Here is a 23,210-nt window from a genome sequence, read left to right as displayed (position 1 = left end):
CAAATACGATACCAAATACAGGGCAGCCGTTGCCCTTTATCAGCTATGGCGGTACATCTCTATTGTTTTTGACAATTATGATCGGTTTGCTTTTGAACATTTCAAGATATCAAAAGGACTAAAAAGAAAACAGCACTAAATCCAAAAAGGATTGTGCTGTTTTTTATGTTTTGTATACCAAAGGATCATATGTAATACTAAAGGCTAAAAATACCGCCCATATTAAGTACAAGAAATGTGGCGTCGGAGCCTTGTTTTTCCCCAATATGGGAAAGTAGCTGAGGGCCCGAGACATTCAAACAGCTGGGGGGCAAATCTTTCATTGTTATTGTCTCCACTGCTAATACTTCATCAACAAGTAGCCCCAATAAAGAGCCCTGCTGATCCCTTACAGTGACACACATGGTCTTGGTGTTTTCACGGAATATTTTTTTTGTTTCGTCCAAAAGCTTTACAACAATATCTTTGTAGGTGTGCGCATCTTGCTTAAGCTGATCGCGCAGGCATTTCTCTCTTTCACAATCATCACATTGACGAGGGCATTCAAAAGCCAAATGAGCTGTTTCATGGAGTTTTTTATGGGGCTCATCAATTTTATTTAAGTGAAACGCAATGGCATGGTTATTGGTCTGATAGGTATCATACCATTTTCCAAATGCGCATTTATGAGGATCGGTGGCTAACCGAAAGGTATCTTCCTCCAGAAGGCATCGTTCCATTTCCTTCACCCAACGAATATGGTCATTTTTTCTTTGTTCTAACATTGCATCAAAGTCATCTTGTTCCTGATCAAGAGTTTTTAAACCTAATGCGGGTCTCAAATTGATAATTGGTACTACGTTTCCCCTTGAATGGATAATACCAGGTTTTATCGTACTGCTTTCAGGCAAGACGCTAACTGGTTCTTCTAATACAGAGATGGACTCAACATAAGAACTATCAATGGCATATAATTGTGATTCAAGTTTTAAGCTAAGCCATAGGTTCGATTTATCTTCTATTAATTCATCATTTTGGTTCAGCATGTAGGATCACTCCTTTCTATGTATCTATATTATATTCATCATACAACAAGTTTTACCATTTTTCAACTGTAATACATCTGAAAAGAGACCCTTGAATTGTATACTGTTTTCGTAAAAAGGATGATTCGAAAAAGAAAAATCAATTCCATTTAAAATAATTATGATTTATGGGTGTTTTGATTAAAAGATGCTTGACAAATTTAAAGGAATTGACTAAAATCTTGTGATATAGAAACTGCAAAAGACAGTGAAAAAGAGGAGTATGTATCGCATAATTGTCAGAGAGAAAGGGTCATCGGCTGTAAGCCCTTTTCAAAATAGGATACAGAAGGTAGCTTTTGAGTTGTTTTGCTGAAGGATCAATTCTGCGTAGGCAAAAACGGTTTACCCCGTTATCGGTTATTGAGTGTCTGCCCTTTGGCAGAAATTAAGGTGGTACCGCGAGCTTTCGTCCTTTTTAGGATGGAAGCTTTTTTTATGATTTTTTTAAGTATATGTTTTGTAAATCCATGAAAGGTAGAATAATCGCTGTAAGGATGTGAAAAAATGCTTCTGGAGAAATATTTCATTGATTTTTCATGAAATGCATTGCCTATATAATATAGTATTCAACTTTTATATAGAATCCTTTTTATAAAAGTACCAAGACATGGTTATAACAAACATAGGTGCATCTTTTATAGGTAATTTTAATCTTAAAGAGAAAAACAAACTGCATTGTTTGATGAAGAGAAATATTTTAGGAAATTATTAGGAGGAGAGTATTATGAAGGAATTGGCTAAAAGTTATGATCCATCAATTGTTGAAGAAAAGCTCTATGAAAGATGGATGGAAAAGAAATATTTTCATACAGAGGTTGATAAAAGTAAAAAGCCCTTCTGTATTGTTATGCCACCCCCAAATATAACAGGACAGCTGCATATGGGTCATGCCCTGGATAATACCATGCAAGACATTCTGATTCGTTGGAAGAGAATGGCGGGCTTTAATGCATTATGGGTACCAGGTATTGATCATGCCAGCATTTCTACGGAGTTAAAGGTTGTTCAAAAGATGGCTTCCGAAGGCTTGACAAAGGACGATGTTGGCCGTGAAGGTTTCTTGGATCGTGCATGGGAATGGAAAGAAGAATATGGCGGTATTATTTTGAACCAGCTTCGTAAATTAGGATGTTCCTGCGATTGGGATAGAGTTCGCTTTACTATGGATGAAGGATGTTCTGACGCCGTTTTGGAAGTATTCTGCCGATTATATGAAAAGGGCTATATCTATCGTGGTGAAAAAATCATTAACTGGTGCCCTGAGTGTCAGACCACAATTTCTGATGCCGAGGTAAATCATGTTGATTCAGCAGGCCATTTTTATCATATTGACTACCCCATTGTTGGTTCTGATGAAAAGTTGAGATTGGCAACAACCAGACCGGAAACAATGCTGGGAGATACTGCTGTTGCAGTTCACCCTGAGGATGAAAGATATCAGCACTTAATTGGTAAGAACTGTATTTTACCTTTGTTAAATAAGGAGATCCCTATTATTGCCGATGACTATGTTGATCGTGAATTTGGTACAGGTGTTGTAAAAATTACACCTGCCCATGACCCTAACGACTTTGAAGTTGGTCTAAGACATGATTTGCCTCGTATCAGTGTTATGAATGATGATGGCACAATGAACGATTTGGCGGGCGAATATGCAGGCATGGATCGTTATGCGTGCAGAGAAGCAATTGTGGCTAAGCTGAAGGAAGAGGGTTATTTGGTTCGTATTGAAGACATTACCCATGCTGTAGGTTGTCATGAACGCTGTAATGTTCCTATTGAGCCAATGATTAAATTGCAGTGGTTTGTTAAAATGGAAGAAATGGCAAAACCTGCAATGGAAGTATATGAAAACCAGAAGCTGCGCTTTGTGCCAGATCGTTTTGGTAAGGTTTATATGCATTGGCTGGAAAATATCCGTGACTGGTGTATCTCTCGCCAGCTTTGGTGGGGACACCGCATCCCTGCATACTATTGTGCAGACTGCGGACATATCACTGTTGACAAGCATACACCGGATAAATGTGAAAAGTGTGGATCAACAAACATTAGACAGGATGAAGATACGCTGGATACATGGTTCAGCTCTGCATTATGGCCTTTTTCAACCTTAGGCTGGCCTGAAAACACCGAAGAGATGAAGCATTTCTATCCTACAAGCACTTTGATTACAGGATATGATATTATCTTCTTCTGGGTAGTAAGAATGGTATTTAGCGGTATGGAACAAATTGGTGAAATTCCATTCCACGATGTATTAATTCATGGACTGATTCGTGATGATCAAGGACGTAAGTTCTCCAAGTCTCTGGGTAATGGCATTGACCCCCTGGAGGTTATTGCAAACTACGGTGCTGACCCTCTTCGTTTGATGCTCATTACTGGCAACGCACCAGGAAATGACATGCGTTTCTATTGGGAAAGACTAGACAATTGTAGAAACTTTAGTAATAAAATTTGGAATGCAACGCGTTTCGTAATGATGAATTTAGACGAAAAAGTAGAAACAAAACTGCTCATGTTGACATCTGCGGATAAGTGGATTCTTTCAAAGGTAAATACTTTGGCGAAAGAAGTTGCAGATAACATGGAACATTATGAATTAGCTCTGGCAGCCCAGAAAGTTTATGATTTCCTTTGGGACGAATATTGCGACTGGTATATTGAAATGGTTAAACCTCGTTTGTACAATAAGGAGGACCATACCAGAGAGGCTGCTCTTTGGACGCTGAAAACAGTTTTGATCAATGCGCTGAAGCTGTTGCATCCATTTATGCCTTTCATCACAGAAGAACTGTTTTTACACATTCAGGATAAAGAAGAAAGTATTATGATTTCCGACTGGCCTGTATACAAGGAAGAGTGGAATTACAAGGAAAATGAGATGGAAATTGATACCATCAAAGAAGCCGTTCGTAATATCCGTAATATTCGAGGTGAAATGAACGTAGCCCCTTCCAAGAAGGTTCAGGTATATGTTGTTACTGAAAATGAAGAAATCAGCCATATTTTTGAGCATGCAAAAGTATTCTTTAAAACTTTGGCATATGCCAGTGAGGTTATGGTTCAAAATTCCCGAGAAGGCATTGATGAAGATGCGGTATCAGTGGTAATTTCCAATGCAACAATTTATATGCCTCTGGCAGAATTGGTTGATATTTCCAAGGAAATAGAGCGATTAGAAAAAGAGCGCGATAAGATGTTGGGAGAAATTCAACGTGTGGAAAAGAAGCTGGCAAATCAAGGTTTTGTGGCAAAAGCACCGAAGTCTTTGATTGATGAGGAAAAGGCGAAGGGCGAAAAATACAAAGCAATGTTAGCACAGATTGAAGAGCGCTTGGCCCAGATGAAGAAATAAAATAAAAATATTGCGATTTTTGAAATTAAAATGATAATTGGACTGGGCTCACTTAGAACTCAGTCCTTTTTATATTAAAGTAGAAATTTGGGTTTTCTGAGTGATTAATTATAAAAGTAATCATGGCAAATTGTCGTTTTTCCCTTTGCATATCAATTGGATAAATATACTAACCTCTTTTCCTAATTTAGTTAAATTTTTAAAAATTCACCAAAAATTAAAGTATTTAAAAAACCCCCGGCGATGGCCGGGGGAATGATGTGGAACTACAGTATTATTTGCAGTTGCATCTGTTGTTGCAATTACAGTTATTGTTGCAGTTACAGTTATTGTTGCAGTTATTTACGGTATTGTTACTGTCAACGACATCGCAGTTTGGGGAACTGTAGCCTGGTGTATATGAACAACAGGATTTAGGTTCTTGGGAAGGTACAAACGCATCCCAAGGGAAACTCATTGCATTAAAGTTTGAACAAGGATCACCGTTCTGCAAAGGTGATACGCAGCTTTCAGGCAAGCATGTGCCTAAGGACTGAACTACCATGTTTACAGGGCGATACAGTTTGATAATTGTGAACAAACCGATTGTGACATTTACAGCTACCGGAGCTGTTTGAGGATCACAGTAATCGTTGCATCCGTTGTTGCATCCATTGTTGTTACTACCGTTGTCACAGCCACATCCGCTTTCACAGCCGCAAATGCAACTACAGCAACAGCAGCAGCAGTTGTTGTTACTAGGACTAGCATACTTCAATTCAGCATCCAAAGCGATAGCTTTGCCTTCTGCTACAACATAAGGACCGCCGATGCCGCTAAAGCAGCAATTAAACATTTCGTTTACTGTTGTTGTTTCAGCCTCGGTAGAACCAAATAATGTTGTTTTCAGGGTGTAGCTGCTTGTTGCATCAATGCGTCCGATAAAGCAACCATCAGCACGACGGAATTCTAAAGTATATTCAAAAACATACTTTAGTTCAATATCCCAGCAACCAGTTTGCAAAGAGCTAGGGCTCTTGCGGATAATTTCAATTTTTTTCAATTCAAAATGTTTGATGATAACATCCGTTGCGTTGCAAGGGGGAACGATGATATCACCCTCGCAAATCATTTCGTTACCACAAGGACCGCTATTCCTTGCAGCTCTAGCAGGCCCCAAAATATCGGGGGTTAAACATTTTTGAATACGGCATTGGTCGAAGATTTTTTGTGCGATGATACATACTTCGCCAGTTCCAGCGTTGGAGCCACATCCACATCCACAGCTTCTACTACTGAGATCTGTATTGTTATCAAATTCAAAAGCTCCCATAAGATTGCCTCCTTTGAGTTGTATATGTTCTTATATATAGTATGTAAAGCGAGAAAATGGGTGATAAGAGTAAAGTAAATATATTTGCAGTATTTTAGCTTTTCTTTTGCGGCGGTTAGAAGATTTAACCTTAATTTTAACTTAAGTAAAATTTTTTTTATCTATTTTGCCAAGTACTTTTTTGTGGCTAAAATGTTATACTCTGGTTATAGTCCTTTACAGAAGATGCCTAATTGTTTCTTCAGAATAAGGGAATATATTTTAGTTGAAAAGAATAGAGAACTTGTGTGAAACAGCCAGGACGAGAGATTATTTGAGAAACAAAAAAACACCTTATAAAAGGAAATGGAGGATGAAAAAATGGGTTTGAATTTTGAAGAAATAAAAAGTGTAGATGCTGAGGTTGCACAGGCAATTGAGGCCGAACTTGTACGTCAGCAGCATAATATTGAGTTAATTGCATCGGAAAATATTGTTTCCAAGGCGGTTATGCTGTCAATGGGTACGCCCCTGACGAATAAATATGCCGAAGGTTATCCTGCTAAGCGTTATTATGGTGGTTGTGAAAAGGTTGATATTGTTGAAAATCTGGCTAGAGATCGGGCAAAAGAACTATTTGGCTGCGATCACGTGAATGTACAACCACACAGTGGTTCTCAGGCAAATCAAGCTGTTTATTTTGCAATGTTACAATATGGTGATACTGTAATGGGCATGAATTTGGATCATGGCGGTCATTTAACCCATGGTAGCCCCGTGAACCTTTCTGGTAAGTATTTCAATTTTGTTGCCTATGGTGTGGATGATAACGGATTTATTGATTATGAAGCATTTCGCAATAAGGCTTTAGAGGTTAAACCTAAAATGATTGTTGCCGGTGCCAGTGCATATGCAAGAACCATTGATTTTGAGTTTATGGGCAAAGTGGCAAAGGAAGTGGGAGCATATCTAATGGTAGATATTGCACATATCGCCGGACTTGTGGCAGCAGGCTTCCATCCTTCGCCTGTGCCCCATGCTGATTTTGTTACAACCACAACCCATAAAACCCTGCGTGGTCCTCGTGGAGGCATGATTATGTGCAAAGAGGAATATGCGCAAAAGATTGACAAGTCCATTTTCCCTGGTATCCAGGGCGGCCCTTTGATGCACACCATTGCTTCTAAAGCAGTATGCTTTAAGGAAGCGCTGGACCCATCTTTTAAGGAGTATATTGGTCAGGTTGTAAAAAATGCAAAAGTTTTGGCAGAAAGCTTACAAGCAAATGGAGTAGATATCGTTTCCGGCGGCACGGATAACCACTTAATGCTGGCTGATTTACGCTCCTTGAATATTACAGGCAAGGAAGCTGAGAAGAAATTGGATGAGGTTGGCATTACAGTTAATAAAAACACCATTCCCAATGATCCTCAGTCTCCATTTGTAACCAGTGGCATTCGTATTGGTACTCCTGCTATTACCTCAAGAGGCATGGTGGAAGATGATATGAAGGAAATTGCAGCAGTAATTGCCCTAGTTTTGAAGGACTTTGAGAACAATAAGGATGAAGCCAAAAAACGTGTAAAAGCGTTAACAGACAGATATCCTATTTATGAGGATTAAATCAGCGCTGATGCCATCTACATCCATACGGATTTTTCCACAGGGTGCAGATGTTAGCTGTTGTGTTGTGTTTTTTAGATGAAAAAATTATTACTTGGTGAAGTAAGAAATTTTCGGCTCGTATAAATCTCTTTCACAAAATAGTCCCCTTGCCTAGGTTGGTGAGGGGGTTTTTGCTTCAAAAAATGACCATACAAAGGAGCTTTTAAAGCATCACGTGAGCTTTGCTAAAATGTTATGGGTAGAGATAAATACATAAAGTGACATTTAAGCCAGAAGAAATTTCATACGAATTTTGCTTTTCTATCGATTTTATGCTATACTTTAGACTTAAGTGGTAAGGCACTCCAAAATGATGAGAACCATTGTTTTCAGGAACATAAAAATCAATGTGTCTTTTACGACGGTATCTAATGATTATCGAAGGATGCTTTTATAGGATTCCTATTGAGAATAAGAAACGAAAATTTTTTGCATTGGAGGTGAGATGAAAAAAATGAAAATATTAGCAGATACCCATACCCATAGTCTGGCCAGCGGACATGCCTATAGTACCATTCAGGAAAATGTTCGGGCTGCGGCAGAAAAGGGGCTTAAGCTAATTGCTTTGACGGAGCATGCGCCTGCAATGCAAAATACCACATCCCATGCTTATTTTGCAAATCTCCATGTAATTCCCGATGAGCTTTTTGGCGTTCGGGTACTAAAAGGAGTGGAGCTCAATATTCTGGATTTTGAGGGGAGCGTTGATATGGATGAGCGAACCCTTTCCGGTCTTGATCTTTCCATTGCAAGCCTACATATTCCTTGTATTGCACCGGGAACCATGAAAGAAAACACAAATGCTTGCATCCGTGCAATGGAAAATTCTTTTGTTGATATATTAGGACATCCGGGTGATCCAAGATATCCTTTGGATTATGATGAAATTTTTAATGTGGCAAAACGGACAGGTACTTTACTTGAAATCAATAATGCGTCCTTGGTACCGGGAGGTATCCGCTCTGGAAGCGATGAGAATATTGAAAAGTTATTGCGTAGAGCCATGGCAGAAGATGTGCCTATTGTAGTGGGAAGCGATGCCCATTTCTATACAGGAATAGGTGATATATATTATGTAGAACGCCTGTTAGAAAAAATCGGCTTTCCCGAAGAATTGGTTTTAAATACAGACCCGCAGAAGCTTTTGTATACAATAAAGCGCAATAAAAGGCAGAAAAAATAGAAGGAAACCCCTTTACTTTAGCACTTTAGTATGTTAATATAAAAAGGATTATAGTGCAAAAGAGGTGGCCTTGGCAGATGAATAAAAAAATTAAAACAGAACTTACAGATAAGCTATTTCAATGTATTTTGTGCATGAATACAATTGAAGAATGCTATCAGCTTTTTGAGGATCTTTGTACGGTGAATGAGATTCAGGCCATTGCCCAGCGTATGGAAGTTGCAGCTATGCTGGATGCAAAATGTACCTATGTAGAGATCGCAGAGAAAACCGGTGCTTCAACAGCGACGATCAGCAGAGTAAATCGCTGTCTTCATTATGGGACAGATGGATATAAGTTGGCGATAGATCGCGTGAAAGCATTGGAGCAGACGGAAGAAAATTAAGTTTTATGAATGTATGAATAAAGCGTGGGGCTGATTATTGACGAAGCAGTGGGAAACGAATCCGAACTTCATCGATATCAGCCTTTCTTGGCGCTTTTTAAAGGCTTTTATAAATGCTGATTCAGGTGATAATGATACAAGACTTTTGGGTGGGACTCCCCCAACAGATCATTTCGTAAATTTCATCTGTTTTTTTAATTATATCTTACAAAAATTGAAAGAGTATACTATGGAGTTTATTTAGGAAGAGGAGAATAATATGATAGGGTTTGAGCAGCTCAACACGATGCAGCAAAAGGCTGTTTTACAAAAGGATGGTCCCGTTTTGGTTTTGGCCGGGGCAGGCAGTGGAAAAACCGGAGCGTTAACCGTTCGTATTGCCCATTTGCTGGAAACGGGAGTGAAACCTTGGAATATCCTTGCCATTACCTTTACAAATAAAGCCGCAAAAGAAATGAGAGAGCGTGTGCTAAAGCTGGTACCTAATGGGGCAGAGGATATCTGGATCAGTACGTTCCATTCCACTTGCGTTCGCATTTTGCGCCGAGAAATTCATCTTTTGGATTATGAAGGGCAATTTTCCATTTATGATGCTGATGATCAGGAAAAACTGATGCGTGAGGTTTTTAAGCAACTAGGCTTTGATACCATGAATAAATCTTTCTCTGTGCGGGGTGCTATGTCTATCATCAGCAACCTGAAAGAGGAAATGGTTTCATGGGAGGATTATACGAAAAACGCCGAACAAGGAGACGAAAAAGCAAGTCGTATCTCTGTGGTTTATCGTACTTATCAAAAACGTTTAAAAGAAAACAACGCTTTGGATTTTGATGATTTAATTTATAAAACTGTTTTATTATTTAGAAATCATCCTGAAGTTTTGGAGAAATATCAGGATAGATTCCGATATATTATGGTGGATGAGTATCAGGATACAAACACCTCTCAGTATGAATTGGTTTGTATGTTGGCATCTAAATATAAAAATCTCTGCGTTGTAGGGGATGATGACCAAAGTATCTATGGTTGGCGTGGAGCCAATATTCGAAATATATTGGAGTTTGAAAAGGATTTCCCTGACACCGTAGTGATAAAGCTAGAACAAAACTACCGTTCTACGCAAAAAATTCTGGAGGCAGCAAATTCCGTTATTCAGAATAATCAGACAAGAAAAGATAAATCTCTTTGGACAGAAAATGACGGCGGAAATATTCTTCATATCTATAAAGGGGAAAATGAATATGCCGAGGCACGCTTCGTTGCTGAACAGATTCAAGAAATCGTAAGCAGTGGCAGAGAGTTTAAGGATATGGCTGTGTTATATCGCACCAACGCCCAGTCACGTGCGGTGGAAGATCAGTTTGTGAAAAAGGGTATACCATATCGTTTATTTGGGGGGGTTCGCTTTTACGAGCGTAAGGAAGTGCGAGATATTCTTTCTTACTTAAAGGTATTGGCTAATCCTGTGGATACCATCGCTCTGCGCCGCATTATCAACGTTCCCAAAAGAGGGATTGGTGAGGCTTCTATAGATAAGGTTGCAGCATTTGCTGAAGCAAATCAAATATCTTTGTTTGATGCGTTGTTGAGGCTAGACGAGATAACAGAATTGAAAACTAGAGCTTCAAAATTCCGTGATTTTCTTGAAATTATTATTAGTCTGCAAAAGGACGCAGCTGATCTTTCTGCATCAGAATTGATTGATACAGTAGTGAAACGCTCAGGATATTTCCAACTGTTAATGACAGAAGGTACAGAAGAGGCGCTTTCACGGTTGCAAAATATAGATGAATTTGTGAATAAAGCAGTAGAATACGATAAAAATAACCCAGAAGGGGGATTGATGGGCTTTTTAGAAGAGGTTTCCTTAGTGGCGGATATTGACAGCTATCAGCCAGGGGAGGATGCCGCTGTGCTTATGACATTACATAGCGCTAAGGGCTTGGAATTTCCCTATGTATTTATGATTGGTATGGAAGAAGGCATGTTCCCCTCTTTCCGCGCAGTGATGTATGGAGGAGAAAAGGATGTTGAGGAAGAAAGACGCCTTTGCTATGTGGGCATTACCCGTGCAAGAGAAGAATTGTTTCTTACCCATGCAAAAAGCCGCATGCAGCATGGGATTACACAATACAATCCCCCATCACGTTTCTTAAAGGAAATCCCCCAGGAGCTAGTGGATATGCCTACACGGGAAATTTCTGAAATGGCGAAAAAGTATGCTATGAAAAACAGTATGAAGCTTTCACCCATCACATCTTTAAAGCAGCAGCGTGTTGGTGGAAGAGGAACAGGAATACCTGCATCTTTCATTTCTCCTTCCGCGGAGAACAAGAGAATGCCTGCCCCTAAGGATTTTGAATTGAGCTATAAAGAAGGCGATAAGGTGCGTGCTCCAAAGTATGGCATCGGCGTGGTAAAATCTATTCAGAATGGTGGCGCAGATTATGAAGTTGAGGTATCCTTTGGCGAAAAGGGAACAAAGAAGTTTATGGCCAAATTATCAAAACTGATTAAAGTAACTGAATAAAGATTTAGGAGTTGAGGCTGAATGGTAAACCAGATTAAGAAATTGGTTTCTCTTTTGAATAAGGCTGCTGAAGCGTACTATCAAAAGGATGAAGAAATAATGTCTAATCAGGAGTATGATCGTTTGTATGATGAACTGGAGCGTTTGGAAAAGGAAAGTGGAATCATACTAGCGAATAGCCCTACTCAAAGGGTTGGTTATACAGTATTGAGTAATTTGCAAAAGGTGAAGCATGACAGCCCCATATTATCTTTAGATAAAACAAAAGAACCACTTAAATTAAAAAGTTTTTTAGGCGGAGAAGCTGGAATTCTTTCTTGGAAGCTGGATGGTTTAACCATCGTACTAACATACGAAAATGGAACACTTCAGCAGGCAATAACCCGGGGGAATGGGGAAATAGGCGAGGATGTTACCCATAATGCAAGAGTCTTTGCAAATTTACCATTGCAAATTAGTTTTAAAGGAAGCTTGGTTCTCCGTGGTGAAGGTGTAATATCGTATACAGAGTTTCATCGCATTAACGAAGGATCTCAGGAAGAAGAGAAATATAAGAATCCAAGAAATCTTTGCAGTGGTACGGTCCGTCAGCTAAATAGCGAAATTGCTGCGAAAAGAAGAGTGCAATTTTTTGCGTTTACATTAGTAAGCGCCGAAGGTAGGATATTGTCCGATAGTAAGGCTGAAAATTTACATTGGCTAGCGGGTCTTGGTTTTGATGTGGTTGACCACAGGATGGTGACAGCTGAAACTGTGGAGCAGGAAGTTGAGTGGTTTCGTGCCCACGTTAAAGAGAATGACATTGCATCAGATGGTCTTGTTTTAACCTTCGATAGTATTGCATATAGTGAAAATCTTGGCAGAACAGCGAAATTCCCCAAAGATTCCATTGCCTTTAAGTGGGCGGATGAAATGGCAGAGACAACTTTGCGGGAAATTGAATGGAATACCTCAAGAACTGGATTGATGAACCCTATTGCTATTTTCGACCCTGTGGAATTGGAGGGATCTCGAGTTAGCAGGGCCAGTGTGCATAACGTAAGTATTTTGCGAGAACTCAAGCTGGGTATTGGAGATAGTATCAAAGTTTACAAAGCAAATATGATTATTCCCCAAATTGCAGAAAATTTGACGTGCTCTGACTCAGTTGAAATTCCAAAGCAGTGCTTTGTGTGCGGTGGCGAGACGCTGATTAAGAAACAAAGGGACGGGGAGGCTTTATACTGTACAAACCCCGAGTGCTCTGCCCAGAGAATTCAGAGACTTACCCATTTTGTGTCCAGAGATGCTATGAATATGGAAGGATTTTCAGAGGAGACCATAAAGAAGTTTATTGAGATGGGCTTTATTCAGCAATATCCTGATATTTTCTGCTTGGAAGAACATGAAGAACAAATTAAAAAAATGGACGGATTTGGGGAGAAATCCTATGGGAATTTGATTAAGTCCATTGAGAAGGCAAAACAGGTGGAACTTCCTAATTTTATTTATGCATTAGGCATTGATCAGGTGGGCTTGCGCAATGCCAAGCTTTTATGTAGTAAATTTAATTATGATTTAGATAGAATTATCCATGCGTCGGAAGATGAGTTAATTGGAATTGATGGATTCGGAACTGTAATTGCCCATAGTATTCATCATTATTTTGAAGAAGAAGAACATAAATATCTGATAAATAGAGCATTGAAATATTTGGAAATTAAGGTTCCGGTGGAAGTAAAAAGCGAAGGTTCCCTTGTAAAAGGGTTAACCTTTGTGGTAACAGGAGATTTAGAAAGGTTTTCAAACCGAAAGACTCTTGCAGAGGCAATTGAGTTGCTGGGAGGGAAAGTAACAGGCAGTGTTACAAAGAAAACCAATTATTTAATTAATAATGACATGTTTTCTCCATCTTCAAAAAATGAAAAGGCGAAAGAATTGGGAATTCCCATTATCAGTGAGAATGATTTTATAGTCAAATTTGGAATTAAACCGGAAGAATCCCAATAAATTGAAAATTAGCAGAGCTGTCTAACTTAAATTAAATTAAATTATAGCGATGGATAGTGATAATTTAAATTGCTGATATTTTATATATGTCAAGAAAATCTCCTTTGACTGTAGTTACAGTCAAAGGAGATTTTCTTATTGCTGCCATTTTAAACACTTTTTTTCAAGTAAAGCAATACCTTCATACATTAGGGCGGCTAGGATAGCAAGTATAATAACGCTGAGCATTACCCAGTCTAATTTGAATATCTGACTTCCATATACAATTAAGAATCCCAACCCAGATTGGGCAACCAAAAATTCCCCTACAATAACGCCCACAAAAGAGAGACCTACGTTAATTTTCAGGGCGTTTAGAATACAGGGGATGTTCGCTGGAAAAACCACTTTTTTTAGCACCTGTGCTTTTGTTCCGCCAAAAATTTGAATCAGTTTTATTTTTTCTGTATCCACCTGTAAAAAACCGTTCAAAACGCTCATTACTGTAACAATCACTGAAGTTAACAAAGCAACGGCTATAATAGAGGTTTGATTGTTTCCTAACCAAACGATAATAATTGGAGCAAGAGCAGTTTTGGGTAAAGAATTTAGTACTACTAAATAAGGCTCTGCAATATCTGAAATAAAACGATTCCACCATAATAAAATGGCCGTTAAAGTACCGAGGAGTGTTCCAAGAACAAATCCGGCCACAGTTTCCCAAAGGGTTGTTCCAATGTGAGTCCATAATGTGCCATCTTTTCCCATTTGTATTCCGGCTGATAGCATTCTGCTTGGCTGACTAAAAATGAACGGATCAATCCAGCCAACACGAGCTGCAATTTCCCACAGAAGTAAAAAACCAATCAGGAGTATCCATTGAATGCCATGCACAGCATTTTTTCTTCGCTGCAAGCGGTCTAAAAAAGCTGCTTGCTCTTTTGACATGAATTTTGCGACCTTTTGCTTATGCCACATGAACATCTAACTCCTTCCAAATTGCATTAAAATATTCTCGAAACTCGGGTGCTTCTCTGGCCTTTATGGGGCTATATTCATCAATAGTCAGGTGAATATCATAAATCCTTTTTACTTGTGCGGGTCGAGAAGAAAGAACTACCACTCTATCTGCAAGGCTGATTGCTTCTGAAATATCATGGCTGACTAGAATTGCAGTTTTTCCTTCTTTGCGTATGATAGACCCGATTTCGTCGGAAACGGAAAGACGCGTCTGATAATCTAAGGCAGAAAATGGTTCATCCAGCAACAGTATATCAGGGCGTATGGCCAATGTACGAATGAGGGCAACCCGTTGTCGCATTCCTCCGGAAAGCTGATAGGGATAATGCTCTTTGAAATCAGAAAGGCCGTATTGGTCAAGCAATGCTTCGACAAAAGCAATATTTTCGGGAGTAAGCTTATTTTGTATTTCCAAGCCCAACAGAGCATTATTACGTATGGTACGCCATTCCAAAAGATAATCCTTTTGCAGCATATATCCGATTTCTCCGTTTACAGAAATTTTTCCGTGGGAAGGTGTAATTAGTCCTGCTAGCATGGAAAGCAGGGAGGATTTACCGCATCCACTGGGTCCAACAATACTGAGAAATTCACCAGCTTGAACGGAGAGACTTAAATTAGAAACAGCCAATGTTTCGCCATTCACACTATGATAGCGAAGGCTGACATCTTCTAAAGAAACGATAGGGCGCATGGAAACGACCTCCTTGTTGACTTATACTCACATTATATCAATTACAGGACAAAAGGTGCTTTTCCTATTGAAAGAATATATAGAAAAGCAAATACATTTTTTAGAATTGAAATTGTTTCTCCAACATAATATGATAAAAAATAATCTTAAAATGTAAAGCCCGTATTGCAAGGAGATACTCCAGTTGCAATCGGGCTTTTTAAGAAAAAACAATGAAGATTCTGAAATACAGAAAACTTCATTTTTAAAAACAGCAAATAATACCTAACTAAAATTTACTGGATATGGCTATATTCCAAAGAAATTTTAATCCTCTTCCGTTTCCCAATAATCATTCTCTAGTACAACCGTTTCCATTCTCCGTGGCCTGCTTTGTCTCCGCCAATATTGCTGCCACCACCAATATTTGCAGGAACAATGGCAACCATAACAACAATGTCTGCACCATCTGTTATAAAATCTTCGTTGATCATACATGATATATTCTCCTTTCTGTTTGATAAAAAGTTTTAGAATCTATTCCATCTGCAACAGCAACGATTGCATCTGCAGCACCGACAGCCTCTGCGACAGCAACCTCTACAACAGCAACCTCTATAACATCTGTTATATGTTTGTCCAATCATTTTTTATCCTCCTTTCTTTTTTCAGAGAAATAAATGGTTGTTCTCTTTTCTATAAAATATGAAGGAAGGGACAAATTGGTGAATGTATAAAAATTGAATTATAAGAGTTGCAATAGATGCCTATAGGAACATTTCATCAGTCGGTTGTAATATGGTTTTATAACTTTTCAAAGAATACTTTTTTATTTTGTGGTGCTACATATATGTAGAAAAAAATTGGAGGATTTGGTATAATTAATGAATTAGAATAAATTATGCTTCACATAGGTGTTTGTTATTTTGTTTAAGACTTTATAAAACGTGCACGCCTTTATACAAAGGGATTTATGACAGCTCTGTGTACCGAAGATAAGAGGCGTCATATATATTGAACCAATTTTCTAGTAATTACTTTATTAATCAAAGTACAAATGTGAAATACTTCATACCAGATCTAAGTCCCTAGTAGTTGAGAATACGTTAAGGATGACACATTATTGCGACTTATATGAGAGCCAGCCTGTGTTAGAATGGATTATATAGAATGTTACACTTCCTGTATATGAGGAATGGCTTATTTTAATAAATGGATCAATTTCTTTTATAGTGAGGATAAAGGGATGGGGATGAAAGATGGACAGTGAAATTCTAAAAAGCTCCGGTATTGATTATGATAAAGGTGTTGCCCGCTTTCTTGGTGATAGACAGCTATATGAAAGCATATTAATTACCTTTTTAAATGATGATACATTCGAGAAGGGAAAAGCAGCACTGGAAACAGAAAATTATAAAAACTTATATGAATTTATACATACGCTAAAAGGGGTTGCGGGTAATACGGATATGACCACCTTATATCTAACAACAGCAGTATTAAGTGAGTATCTGCGAAAATGTGAGGTTCCTGAAAAAGATAAAGTTTTTGATCTATTTTGTGGAATGGAAGAGGCATATTATGCTGTAATGAAGGGCATTGCTGCCGCAAAGGAGGCATGATGAATCAATGGATGCAGATGGTGGTAAAAAGACAATTCTAATTGCTGACGATGCTGAGCCAAATCGCTTATTGCTTAAAAAAATATTTGGCGAAGAGTATTATGTAGAGGAGGCCGTAAACGGCGTTGAAGCCTTGGAGAAGTTGCGGCAACTAAATGATGTTGCTGTGTTAATATTGGATATTGTGATGCCGTTAATGGATGGGTTTAGTGTGCTTGAAGAGATGCAGAAGGATGAACTATTGCGTACCATTCCTACGGTTGTGATTACAGCCAATAACGAAGAGGACATTCAAATACGAGCATTATCCTGCGGCGCTACTGATGTGATGGCCAAACCTTTCAGCCCCCTCATTATCCTTCATCGTATTAAAAATATCATGGCCCGTAAGGATTGGGAAAAACTTGCGGAGCAGAATCGAGCTTATAGACTTGAGCTAAAACTCATGGATACTGATGAAAAATCTGGCTTATTTAATAAAAATGCATTCCTTCGATATACAGCAAAAATGCTCAGAAAAAATCCAGATAAAAAGTTTGTATTAATTCGCTGGGACATTGATAATTTCAAGGTGTTTAATGATTGGTTTGGAACTGAGGTAGGAGATACTTATTTGAAGAAAATCGGGGATTTTTTTCGCGAATATGAAGAAAAAAATGATTCGATCAAGACCTATGCTCGATATGATGCAGACCATTTTGTATGTTGCCAAGAGGCTGAAGGGTTTGATCCTGAGGAAATCACACAAATCATTGATGACTATATGACCCAGCTAAAAACAATTGAATTTGAGTATACCCCTCGTGTTGGACTTTATTTGATTAACGATCCTTCTCTGGATGTTGCGTTAATGTGCGATAGAGCCTTGCTTGCCTTGCGATCAATCAAAGATAGTTATGGAAAGCGCTATGCGTGGTTTGATGATTCTATGAGAGAGGCTCTACTAGAACAACAAGAGATTGTGAATGAAATGGAGTTTGCTTTGCGAGATGAGCAGTTTATTACATATTTTCAGCCACAATATAATTATGAAACAGGTAAAATGATTGGGGCAGAAGCTTTGGTTCGCTGGCAGCATCCAAGGAAAGGCACTATTTTGCCAAGTAAGTTTATTCCTCTGTTTGAGAGGAATGGGTTTATCTCTAGGTTGGACGAGTATATGTGGGAGCGGGTTTGTATTCAATTAAAGGAATGGCAAAGAAAAGGCCTCAGCCTGGTTCCTATTTCCGTAAATGTATCCCGAAGAGATATTTATAATCCCCACCTAGTGGGGAATATTCTCTCTTTGTTAAGGGAATACGATTTAAGTCACGAAATGCTTCATCTAGAAATTACGGAAAGTGCCTATACGCAAAATGCCGAGCAGTTGGTTAATACAGTTAATCTTTTAAGAACCCATGGTATAGAAGTACATATGGACGATTTTGGAAGTGGGTATTCATCCTTAAACATGCTTCAGAATGTTCCGGTAGATATCTTGAAACTGGACATGAGATTTTTAGGAGGAGATTATAAGGATGAAAGGAGTGGAAATATTCTAAATGCAGTTGTTCGTATGGCAACGGCATTAAGGCTCCCTGTGTTAGCAGAGGGAGTAGAAACGAAGGAACAGGCGGAATTTTTAAGAAGCATTGGTTGTTTGCTGATGCAGGGCTACCTATTTTCAAGACCAATGGCCGTTGAGGATTTCGAGAAACTTTTAGATGGTTCGCAAAGAGTTTCAACACTGGATAAAAATTATGTAGAGAGCTTTCAAGGTTCCATCGATTTGTTAAGTTTTACATCCCAGTCCACTTTACTGTTTAATTGCTTTGTCGGTGGAGCAGCAGTAGTAGAATATGACGAAAAAGATGAAGTATTGTTAGCCTTGAGAATTAATGACCAATTCCTAAAGGAAATCGGGATAACCAGAACGGAATATGCCCAGGATGGACAAGGTATTTTTCGCCATTACGACGATGAGAACAGAGCTCTGATTATCTCTACGTTACGAGAAACCACTCAAACGGGAAAAGAAACTTGTTGTGAGGTAACGAGAAAATGCAATCTACATGATAGGGAGGTTAATTGGTTCAAACTTCGAGCGAGACTCCTTAAGAATAGCATGAGCAAGCATTTTTTCTATGTGACCATCGAAAATATTACCAAATATAAAGAGCAAACCGTAGAAAATGAAAAATTAGTGCATTGCCTAAGGACGTTGACGAATCATGTGGATGAAGGACTTTTGGTGCTAGAACTTTCTGAGAATATAAAAATTCTATATTCAAATGTGAGGATAGCTGAAATGTTTGGCTATACACAAAAAGAATTTCAGGGGCTTTTTGGAAATGATTTTCTTTTGTCAATTCATCCTGATGATAAGGTGCTGGCCAAGGAATATATGAAGCAAATAATAAAGGCTGGTAATGGGGCGAGAAAGAGAGTTTATCGACAAGCTTGCAAAGATGGATATTATCAGTGGGTTAATATAACTGGATGTGTCGTTGAGACAGAGAAAAACCATATTTGCATCTGTACTACTATTGAAAAAGGTGACGAAAACAAACAAATGTGCTAAAACTATTTGTCTCATTGCAAAGGGAAGTTAATATGAAGTATTAGCTCTTTAGTAGCAGGTATTAAACAATCCATGAAGACATAAGGATTTTTAAAGTACACTATTTAATTAGGTAAATATTCATCAAGTCAGCGCCATTAGGTGCTGACTTTTATTTTGTTTATTATTATATAGTAGAATTAGTGGCGTGAAAACTAAGAAATTCAATCCATAACTTTCTGCTGATTTTTTAAATAAGAGGAAAAACTTATTAGATAAATGAATAATTGGTTTATCGTTTTTTCGCCCCAAATTGAGAAGAAAAAATCGTTGAAAGTTACTAAAAAAGAAGTGAAACTGAAATTATACTTTTTTTGAGTGGTCAATTTTGTAAAAAACAATGCAAATTTTGGCATTTCGCAATTTTGGGCTAAAAAAGTGGTATTCTTTTCTTGTACAAATTATTCCAACTATTCTTAAAGAAATGGGGTGTTTTTTTTATGAAAAAAGGAACAAATAAAGTGTGTACGGAACTATGGAAGGTGATTGCCTCTTTGGCTATGGTGATTACAACAATATCGGTTAATACAACCTGTATGTTTGAATATTACCAACCCAAACTACCTCAAGGGAGTGAAAAGTTGAGAAGAGAATAAAATTAATAGTGTACTGTTCGGGGTGATTGCACATGACTGAGAAACTGATGGATGGAATTTGGAAACAAATGCAGCTATCAAAAGGACTGCAGGAAGACGATAAGGATATATATGTATTCGGCGTTTACCAGGGTGCGATTTTACTGTTGAATATTTGTACAGCTCTGCTCATTGGGGTCGCCCTGAACATGCTTCTTGAAATAGTTATTTACTTGATTTGCTTTCTTCCGCTACGCATTTTTGCTGGAGGTTATCACGCTAAGACACAGCTTAGGTGCTATATCATGTCAAGTTTTACAACAGTAATTATTTTGTTGGGAATTCAATTTTTGCAGCAACAAGAAAGTATATGGGAGTTCTTGAGTTATTTTGTTTCTTTTGGAATTATTTGGAGATTTGCTCCGGTGGCAGATGCGAATAAGCCTTTGCTGGAGAAGGAGCAAGTAAATTATCAAAAAAAAGTTCGTAAAGTACTATTGCTTCTAACAGGGATTGCTGCGTTGACATATTTTTTAGGCTTTAACATTATCACCACAGTAATAGAAGTTTCAGTATGTTTTCTTTCGCTTATTTTACTTATGGGTATTTATAAAAACAAAACACATTGTGAGATCATTGAAGAATTGGGATGTAATAAATAAGATACGAGACCGCAATATAATTATGGATGTAAAAGCAGGCACATCGGGGGATAGTTGTTTGCTTAATAGTAGTATGTATAGCAGGTAAAACCAATTTATATTTAATATGCCACAAAATCATGCCTTAAAAAACTGGCACAGCTCTATTGCTAGTTCTGTACCAGTTTATATGAAACTAACTAAAACTAAAATGGCATGTTAAATGAAGAATGAATATTAGTGGATATAAAATTTTAGTATTTTATATTTTTATTTTGTGATGGATAAATTACATATGTTTATACATACATAACTATTTCTACATCAAAAAAGTTTTCTTCTGTGAGAATGGTTAAAACACCACTGTATTTTTCAACAATTCTTTTTACATTGCTTAAACCGATACCATGGGGTTCATTGGAATCTTTTTTTGTGCTGAAAAAAGTATTTCCTTTCTTTTTGATTTCCCCAATGAATGAGTTTTTAGTGTGTAAATAAATTGTTCCTCTGTCATAGACAAAATCCATTCGGAAAAAACCATTTTCCTGTTCTTGTAATGCTCTAATTGCATTATCAAGTAAATTTCCTAATATAACGATTTCATCAAAAGCATGAATATTTATATTTTGCGGAATATTAATATTTAACTCTACGTTTATACCTAAATCATATAAGGTTTGTAACTTATAGTTAATTAAACCATCTAGTGATTCATTACCTGTCATTACAAATTCGGATTTCATATCAATTTTTTCTTCTATCGATCGAAAATACTCTTTGAAGTTTTCAGTATTACAATTTGAAGACAGTTCTTTTAATGCAATCAGATGATTCTTGAAATCATGTTGCAATCTTTTCATGTTATCTTCAGCAGTACGTATCACAAGAAGTTGCTGATTGTAAGCTTTATTTTGGTGCGATAAGGATTGATTTTGCATTTCCACTTCATATTTTTCCACTACTTGTGCGTAAAGATAGAAAAAAGCAATATTGATGATGAATAGGCATGAAATAACGGTAACGTTTACCCATTGTTCATATCCTCCTAAAATAAGCGTAATATCAGCTATTGACGATATACATGGTATAATAGTGATACAGAGCCAATGTAATTTTGGTAGAAATATTTCTTCTCGTTCTATAAAGAAACGCCTCATGATTAAAATAATAAAATATAACAAAAAATTGCTCACAACGTATGTAATTATTTCAATTTTAGGACATAAGCCATATAGTAAGATTGCCGTTCTTGCTACGATACCCTCGCATATTACGCCAATCATAAAAATAGAGCAAGTAGCAAATAATCTGCGGCCGATGGATGCCCTATAGGGGAGGGTTAACACTAAAAACAAGACTGCATTGGTAACAATTGTTAAAACGGGATTTCGCGCAAACAAATAAACTCCACTGTTGATAATAAAATAAAGAAATAATACTGCTGTTTGAGTCCAGGGTTGCCATCTCAGATTTTTATTGTAGAAGAAAAACTCTAGGAATAGTTTGATAGCAAAGATACGAAAAGCATTAGAAATTAAGTAAATTACTTCGTTATAAGAAATTATTGCCATTTTATAAGACCTCTCTTTGTAGTAAATTTAATTGTCTTCTTACTTCTTTCCGATAAATGCGGCTGATAGGTAATTCTTCGGAATTACTCAATAAAACCCTGTCGAATCTAAACTGAATTACACAATGCCTATTTACAATAAAAGATTTGTGTATACATAAAAAGTCTTCCGATGGTACGGTTAAGTCACCCAATTTTCCATAAAAGTAGTCCTTTCCATTTTTCATATGTAAAAATATTTTTTTACCTTCACTACTAAAATAAAGAATATCTTTGAAAGATACTCTTTTTTCTGTGCGTTCACTTTTGTAACAGAAGAATTTAGTTTGTCGGCCCTGTAATTCTAAAGTTTTTTCTATAATTTTGAAGATTTGATCCTTTGCAATGGGCTTTATCAAAAAGTTAATAGGACGCACTTGAAAAAGATCTAAAGCGTAAGATGATTTGGCAGAAATAAAAGCAATTTGTGTATTATCATCTAACAACTCTTCTCGAATATAACGTCCCACATGAATGCCATTAATACGATCTAACTCAATATCTAGAAATATTAAGTCATATTTTTCCTTTTCGCTTAAGTTTGACAGTATTTCTTCTCCGGTAAAAAACACTTCAATATCATAATTTATCAATTCTGTTGAAAAAAACTCATCAATTTGCTTTTCAATTTGAGTACATAATAATTTGTTATCATCACAAATAGCAATTTTAAACATCTCAGCCATCCCACCTAAAAATCTGAAAATTTAATATTAATATTCTACCATAATTTTAATGATTTTGAAATCAGATAATTATTTTTTGAATAACATCATTAATCATTAATAGGTTGTTGAAATTAAGTTCATGCTAACTTTGAAATTAATTACATCAGTTTTTTTTGAAATATTTACCGCGCGTAAGAGAAACGATTCTAAAACGATATAGGATGGAAAAAGCGTATATAATTGAGTCTCATAAATCAGTCTCAGTTCATACGCTTTTTCAAGCTAAAGAAAAACTTATTGTAACGCAGTATAAATAATACTGTGATGAAGTGAAAAAACCTTTTATATCAAAGGA

At 37.3% G+C, this 23,210-nt stretch carries 19 protein-coding genes and 1 other annotated feature; of the genes, 11 read left to right on the top strand and 8 right to left on the bottom strand.

The annotated features are described in order from the left end of the window. Positions 1-8: 8 nt before the first annotated feature. Entirely contained in the window at positions 9-122 is a 114-nt protein-coding gene (locus RTK36_RS16685; protein ID WP_442871342.1) for an FtsW/RodA/SpoVE family cell cycle protein, read from the top strand. A 75-nt stretch (positions 123-197) separates the two neighbouring features. On the opposite strand, the gene RTK36_RS07285 is transcribed toward RTK36_RS16685, so the two are convergent. Continuing rightward, entirely contained in the window at positions 198-1,025 is an 828-nt protein-coding gene (locus RTK36_RS07285) for a chemotaxis protein CheW (RefSeq protein WP_312045740.1), read from the bottom strand. Between the two features lie 238 nt (positions 1,026-1,263). Then, positions 1,264-1,484: a binding site (T-box leader), on the top strand. Between the two features lie 307 nt (positions 1,485-1,791). On the opposite strand from RTK36_RS07285, the gene RTK36_RS07280 reads away from it, so the two are divergent. After that, the gene (locus tag RTK36_RS07280; RefSeq protein ID WP_312045737.1) at positions 1,792-4,425 is read left to right on the top strand and encodes a valine--tRNA ligase; all 2,634 of its coding nucleotides are present in this window, start codon (positions 1,792-1,794) and stop codon (positions 4,423-4,425) included. Positions 4,426-4,699: 274 nt separating this feature from the next. Here RTK36_RS07280 and RTK36_RS07275 read toward each other — a convergent pair whose 3' ends face one another. Continuing rightward, complete coding sequence (locus RTK36_RS07275) at positions 4,700-5,737, bottom strand: hypothetical protein (RefSeq protein ID WP_312045735.1); 1,038 nt, start codon at positions 5,735-5,737, stop codon at positions 4,700-4,702. Positions 5,738-6,097: 360 nt separating this feature from the next. On the opposite strand from RTK36_RS07275, the gene glyA reads away from it, so the two are divergent. From glyA to ligA, 5 genes are all read left to right on the top strand, one after another. After that, positions 6,098-7,339, top strand: a complete 1,242-nt coding sequence (gene glyA / locus RTK36_RS07270; protein ID WP_312045733.1) for a serine hydroxymethyltransferase — start codon at positions 6,098-6,100, stop codon at positions 7,337-7,339. A gap of 487 nt (positions 7,340-7,826) precedes the next feature. Next, positions 7,827-8,564: a phosphatase gene (locus tag RTK36_RS07265; protein ID WP_312045731.1), complete on the top strand. Its 738-nt coding sequence runs from the start codon at positions 7,827-7,829 to the stop codon at positions 8,562-8,564. Between the two features lie 77 nt (positions 8,565-8,641). Then, on the top strand, positions 8,642-8,950 hold the full coding sequence (locus RTK36_RS07260; RefSeq protein WP_312045729.1) for a YerC/YecD family TrpR-related protein: 309 nt from the start codon (positions 8,642-8,644) through the stop codon (positions 8,948-8,950). A gap of 259 nt (positions 8,951-9,209) precedes the next feature. Beyond that, on the top strand, positions 9,210-11,480 hold the full coding sequence (gene pcrA / locus RTK36_RS07255) for a DNA helicase PcrA (protein ID WP_312045727.1): 2,271 nt from the start codon (positions 9,210-9,212) through the stop codon (positions 11,478-11,480). A 21-nt stretch (positions 11,481-11,501) separates the two neighbouring features. Next, positions 11,502-13,469: an NAD-dependent DNA ligase LigA gene (gene ligA, locus RTK36_RS07250; RefSeq protein ID WP_312045725.1), complete on the top strand. Its 1,968-nt coding sequence runs from the start codon at positions 11,502-11,504 to the stop codon at positions 13,467-13,469. A 135-nt stretch (positions 13,470-13,604) separates the two neighbouring features. On the opposite strand, the gene RTK36_RS07245 is transcribed toward ligA, so the two are convergent. The 4 genes from RTK36_RS07245 to RTK36_RS07230 all read right to left on the bottom strand — a co-directional run bounded on the left by RTK36_RS07245 (position 13,605) and on the right by RTK36_RS07230 (position 15,784). After that, positions 13,605-14,426, bottom strand: a complete 822-nt coding sequence (locus tag RTK36_RS07245; protein ID WP_331654983.1) for an ABC transporter permease — start codon at positions 14,424-14,426, stop codon at positions 13,605-13,607. After that, positions 14,416-15,162 (bottom strand): ABC transporter ATP-binding protein, encoded by a 747-nt coding sequence (locus RTK36_RS07240; protein ID WP_312045721.1) that lies wholly within the window; start codon positions 15,160-15,162, stop codon positions 14,416-14,418. The genes RTK36_RS07245 and RTK36_RS07240 overlap by 11 nt, the downstream gene beginning before the upstream one ends. A gap of 338 nt (positions 15,163-15,500) precedes the next feature. Further along, positions 15,501-15,635, bottom strand: coding sequence for a hypothetical protein (locus RTK36_RS07235; protein ID WP_312045719.1), 135 nt, complete (start codon positions 15,633-15,635; stop codon positions 15,501-15,503). Further along, a complete protein-coding gene (locus tag RTK36_RS07230) occupies positions 15,632-15,784 on the bottom strand; it encodes a hypothetical protein (protein ID WP_312045717.1) in 153 nt (50 codons plus the stop codon). Before RTK36_RS07230 ends, RTK36_RS07235 begins: the two co-directional genes overlap by 4 nt. Before the next feature lie 616 nt (positions 15,785-16,400). On the opposite strand from RTK36_RS07230, the gene RTK36_RS07225 reads away from it, so the two are divergent. The 4 genes from RTK36_RS07225 (at position 16,401) to RTK36_RS07210 (ending at position 20,599) form a co-directional block, all read left to right on the top strand. Beyond that, entirely contained in the window at positions 16,401-16,763 is a 363-nt protein-coding gene (locus RTK36_RS07225) for an Hpt domain-containing protein (RefSeq protein ID WP_312045715.1), read from the top strand. Between the two features lie 7 nt (positions 16,764-16,770). Continuing rightward, positions 16,771-19,323, top strand: coding sequence for an EAL domain-containing protein (locus tag RTK36_RS07220; RefSeq protein WP_312045713.1), 2,553 nt, complete (start codon positions 16,771-16,773; stop codon positions 19,321-19,323). A 479-nt stretch (positions 19,324-19,802) separates the two neighbouring features. Beyond that, a complete protein-coding gene (locus tag RTK36_RS07215) occupies positions 19,803-19,958 on the top strand; it encodes a cyclic lactone autoinducer peptide (protein WP_082754245.1) in 156 nt (51 codons plus the stop codon). A gap of 47 nt (positions 19,959-20,005) precedes the next feature. Next, positions 20,006-20,599, top strand: coding sequence for an accessory gene regulator ArgB-like protein (locus RTK36_RS07210; RefSeq protein ID WP_312045711.1), 594 nt, complete (start codon positions 20,006-20,008; stop codon positions 20,597-20,599). 278 nt (positions 20,600-20,877) lie between these two features. Here the strand turns inward: RTK36_RS07210 and RTK36_RS07205 are convergent, their stop codons facing one another. Next, entirely contained in the window at positions 20,878-22,149 is a 1,272-nt protein-coding gene (locus RTK36_RS07205) for a sensor histidine kinase (RefSeq protein WP_312045709.1), read from the bottom strand. 1 nt (position 22,150) lies between these two features. Further along, a complete protein-coding gene (locus RTK36_RS07200; RefSeq protein WP_312045707.1) occupies positions 22,151-22,873 on the bottom strand; it encodes a LytR/AlgR family response regulator transcription factor in 723 nt (240 codons plus the stop codon). Positions 22,874-23,210: the final 337 nt, after the last annotated feature.

It is taken from the genome of Anaerotignum sp. (assembly GCF_031981185.1).
Classification (GTDB): domain Bacteria; phylum Bacillota; class Clostridia; order Lachnospirales; family Anaerotignaceae; genus Chakrabartyella.
Note: the sequence above shows the minus strand (reverse complement) of the source record. Positions and strands in the feature narration are given on the sequence as shown.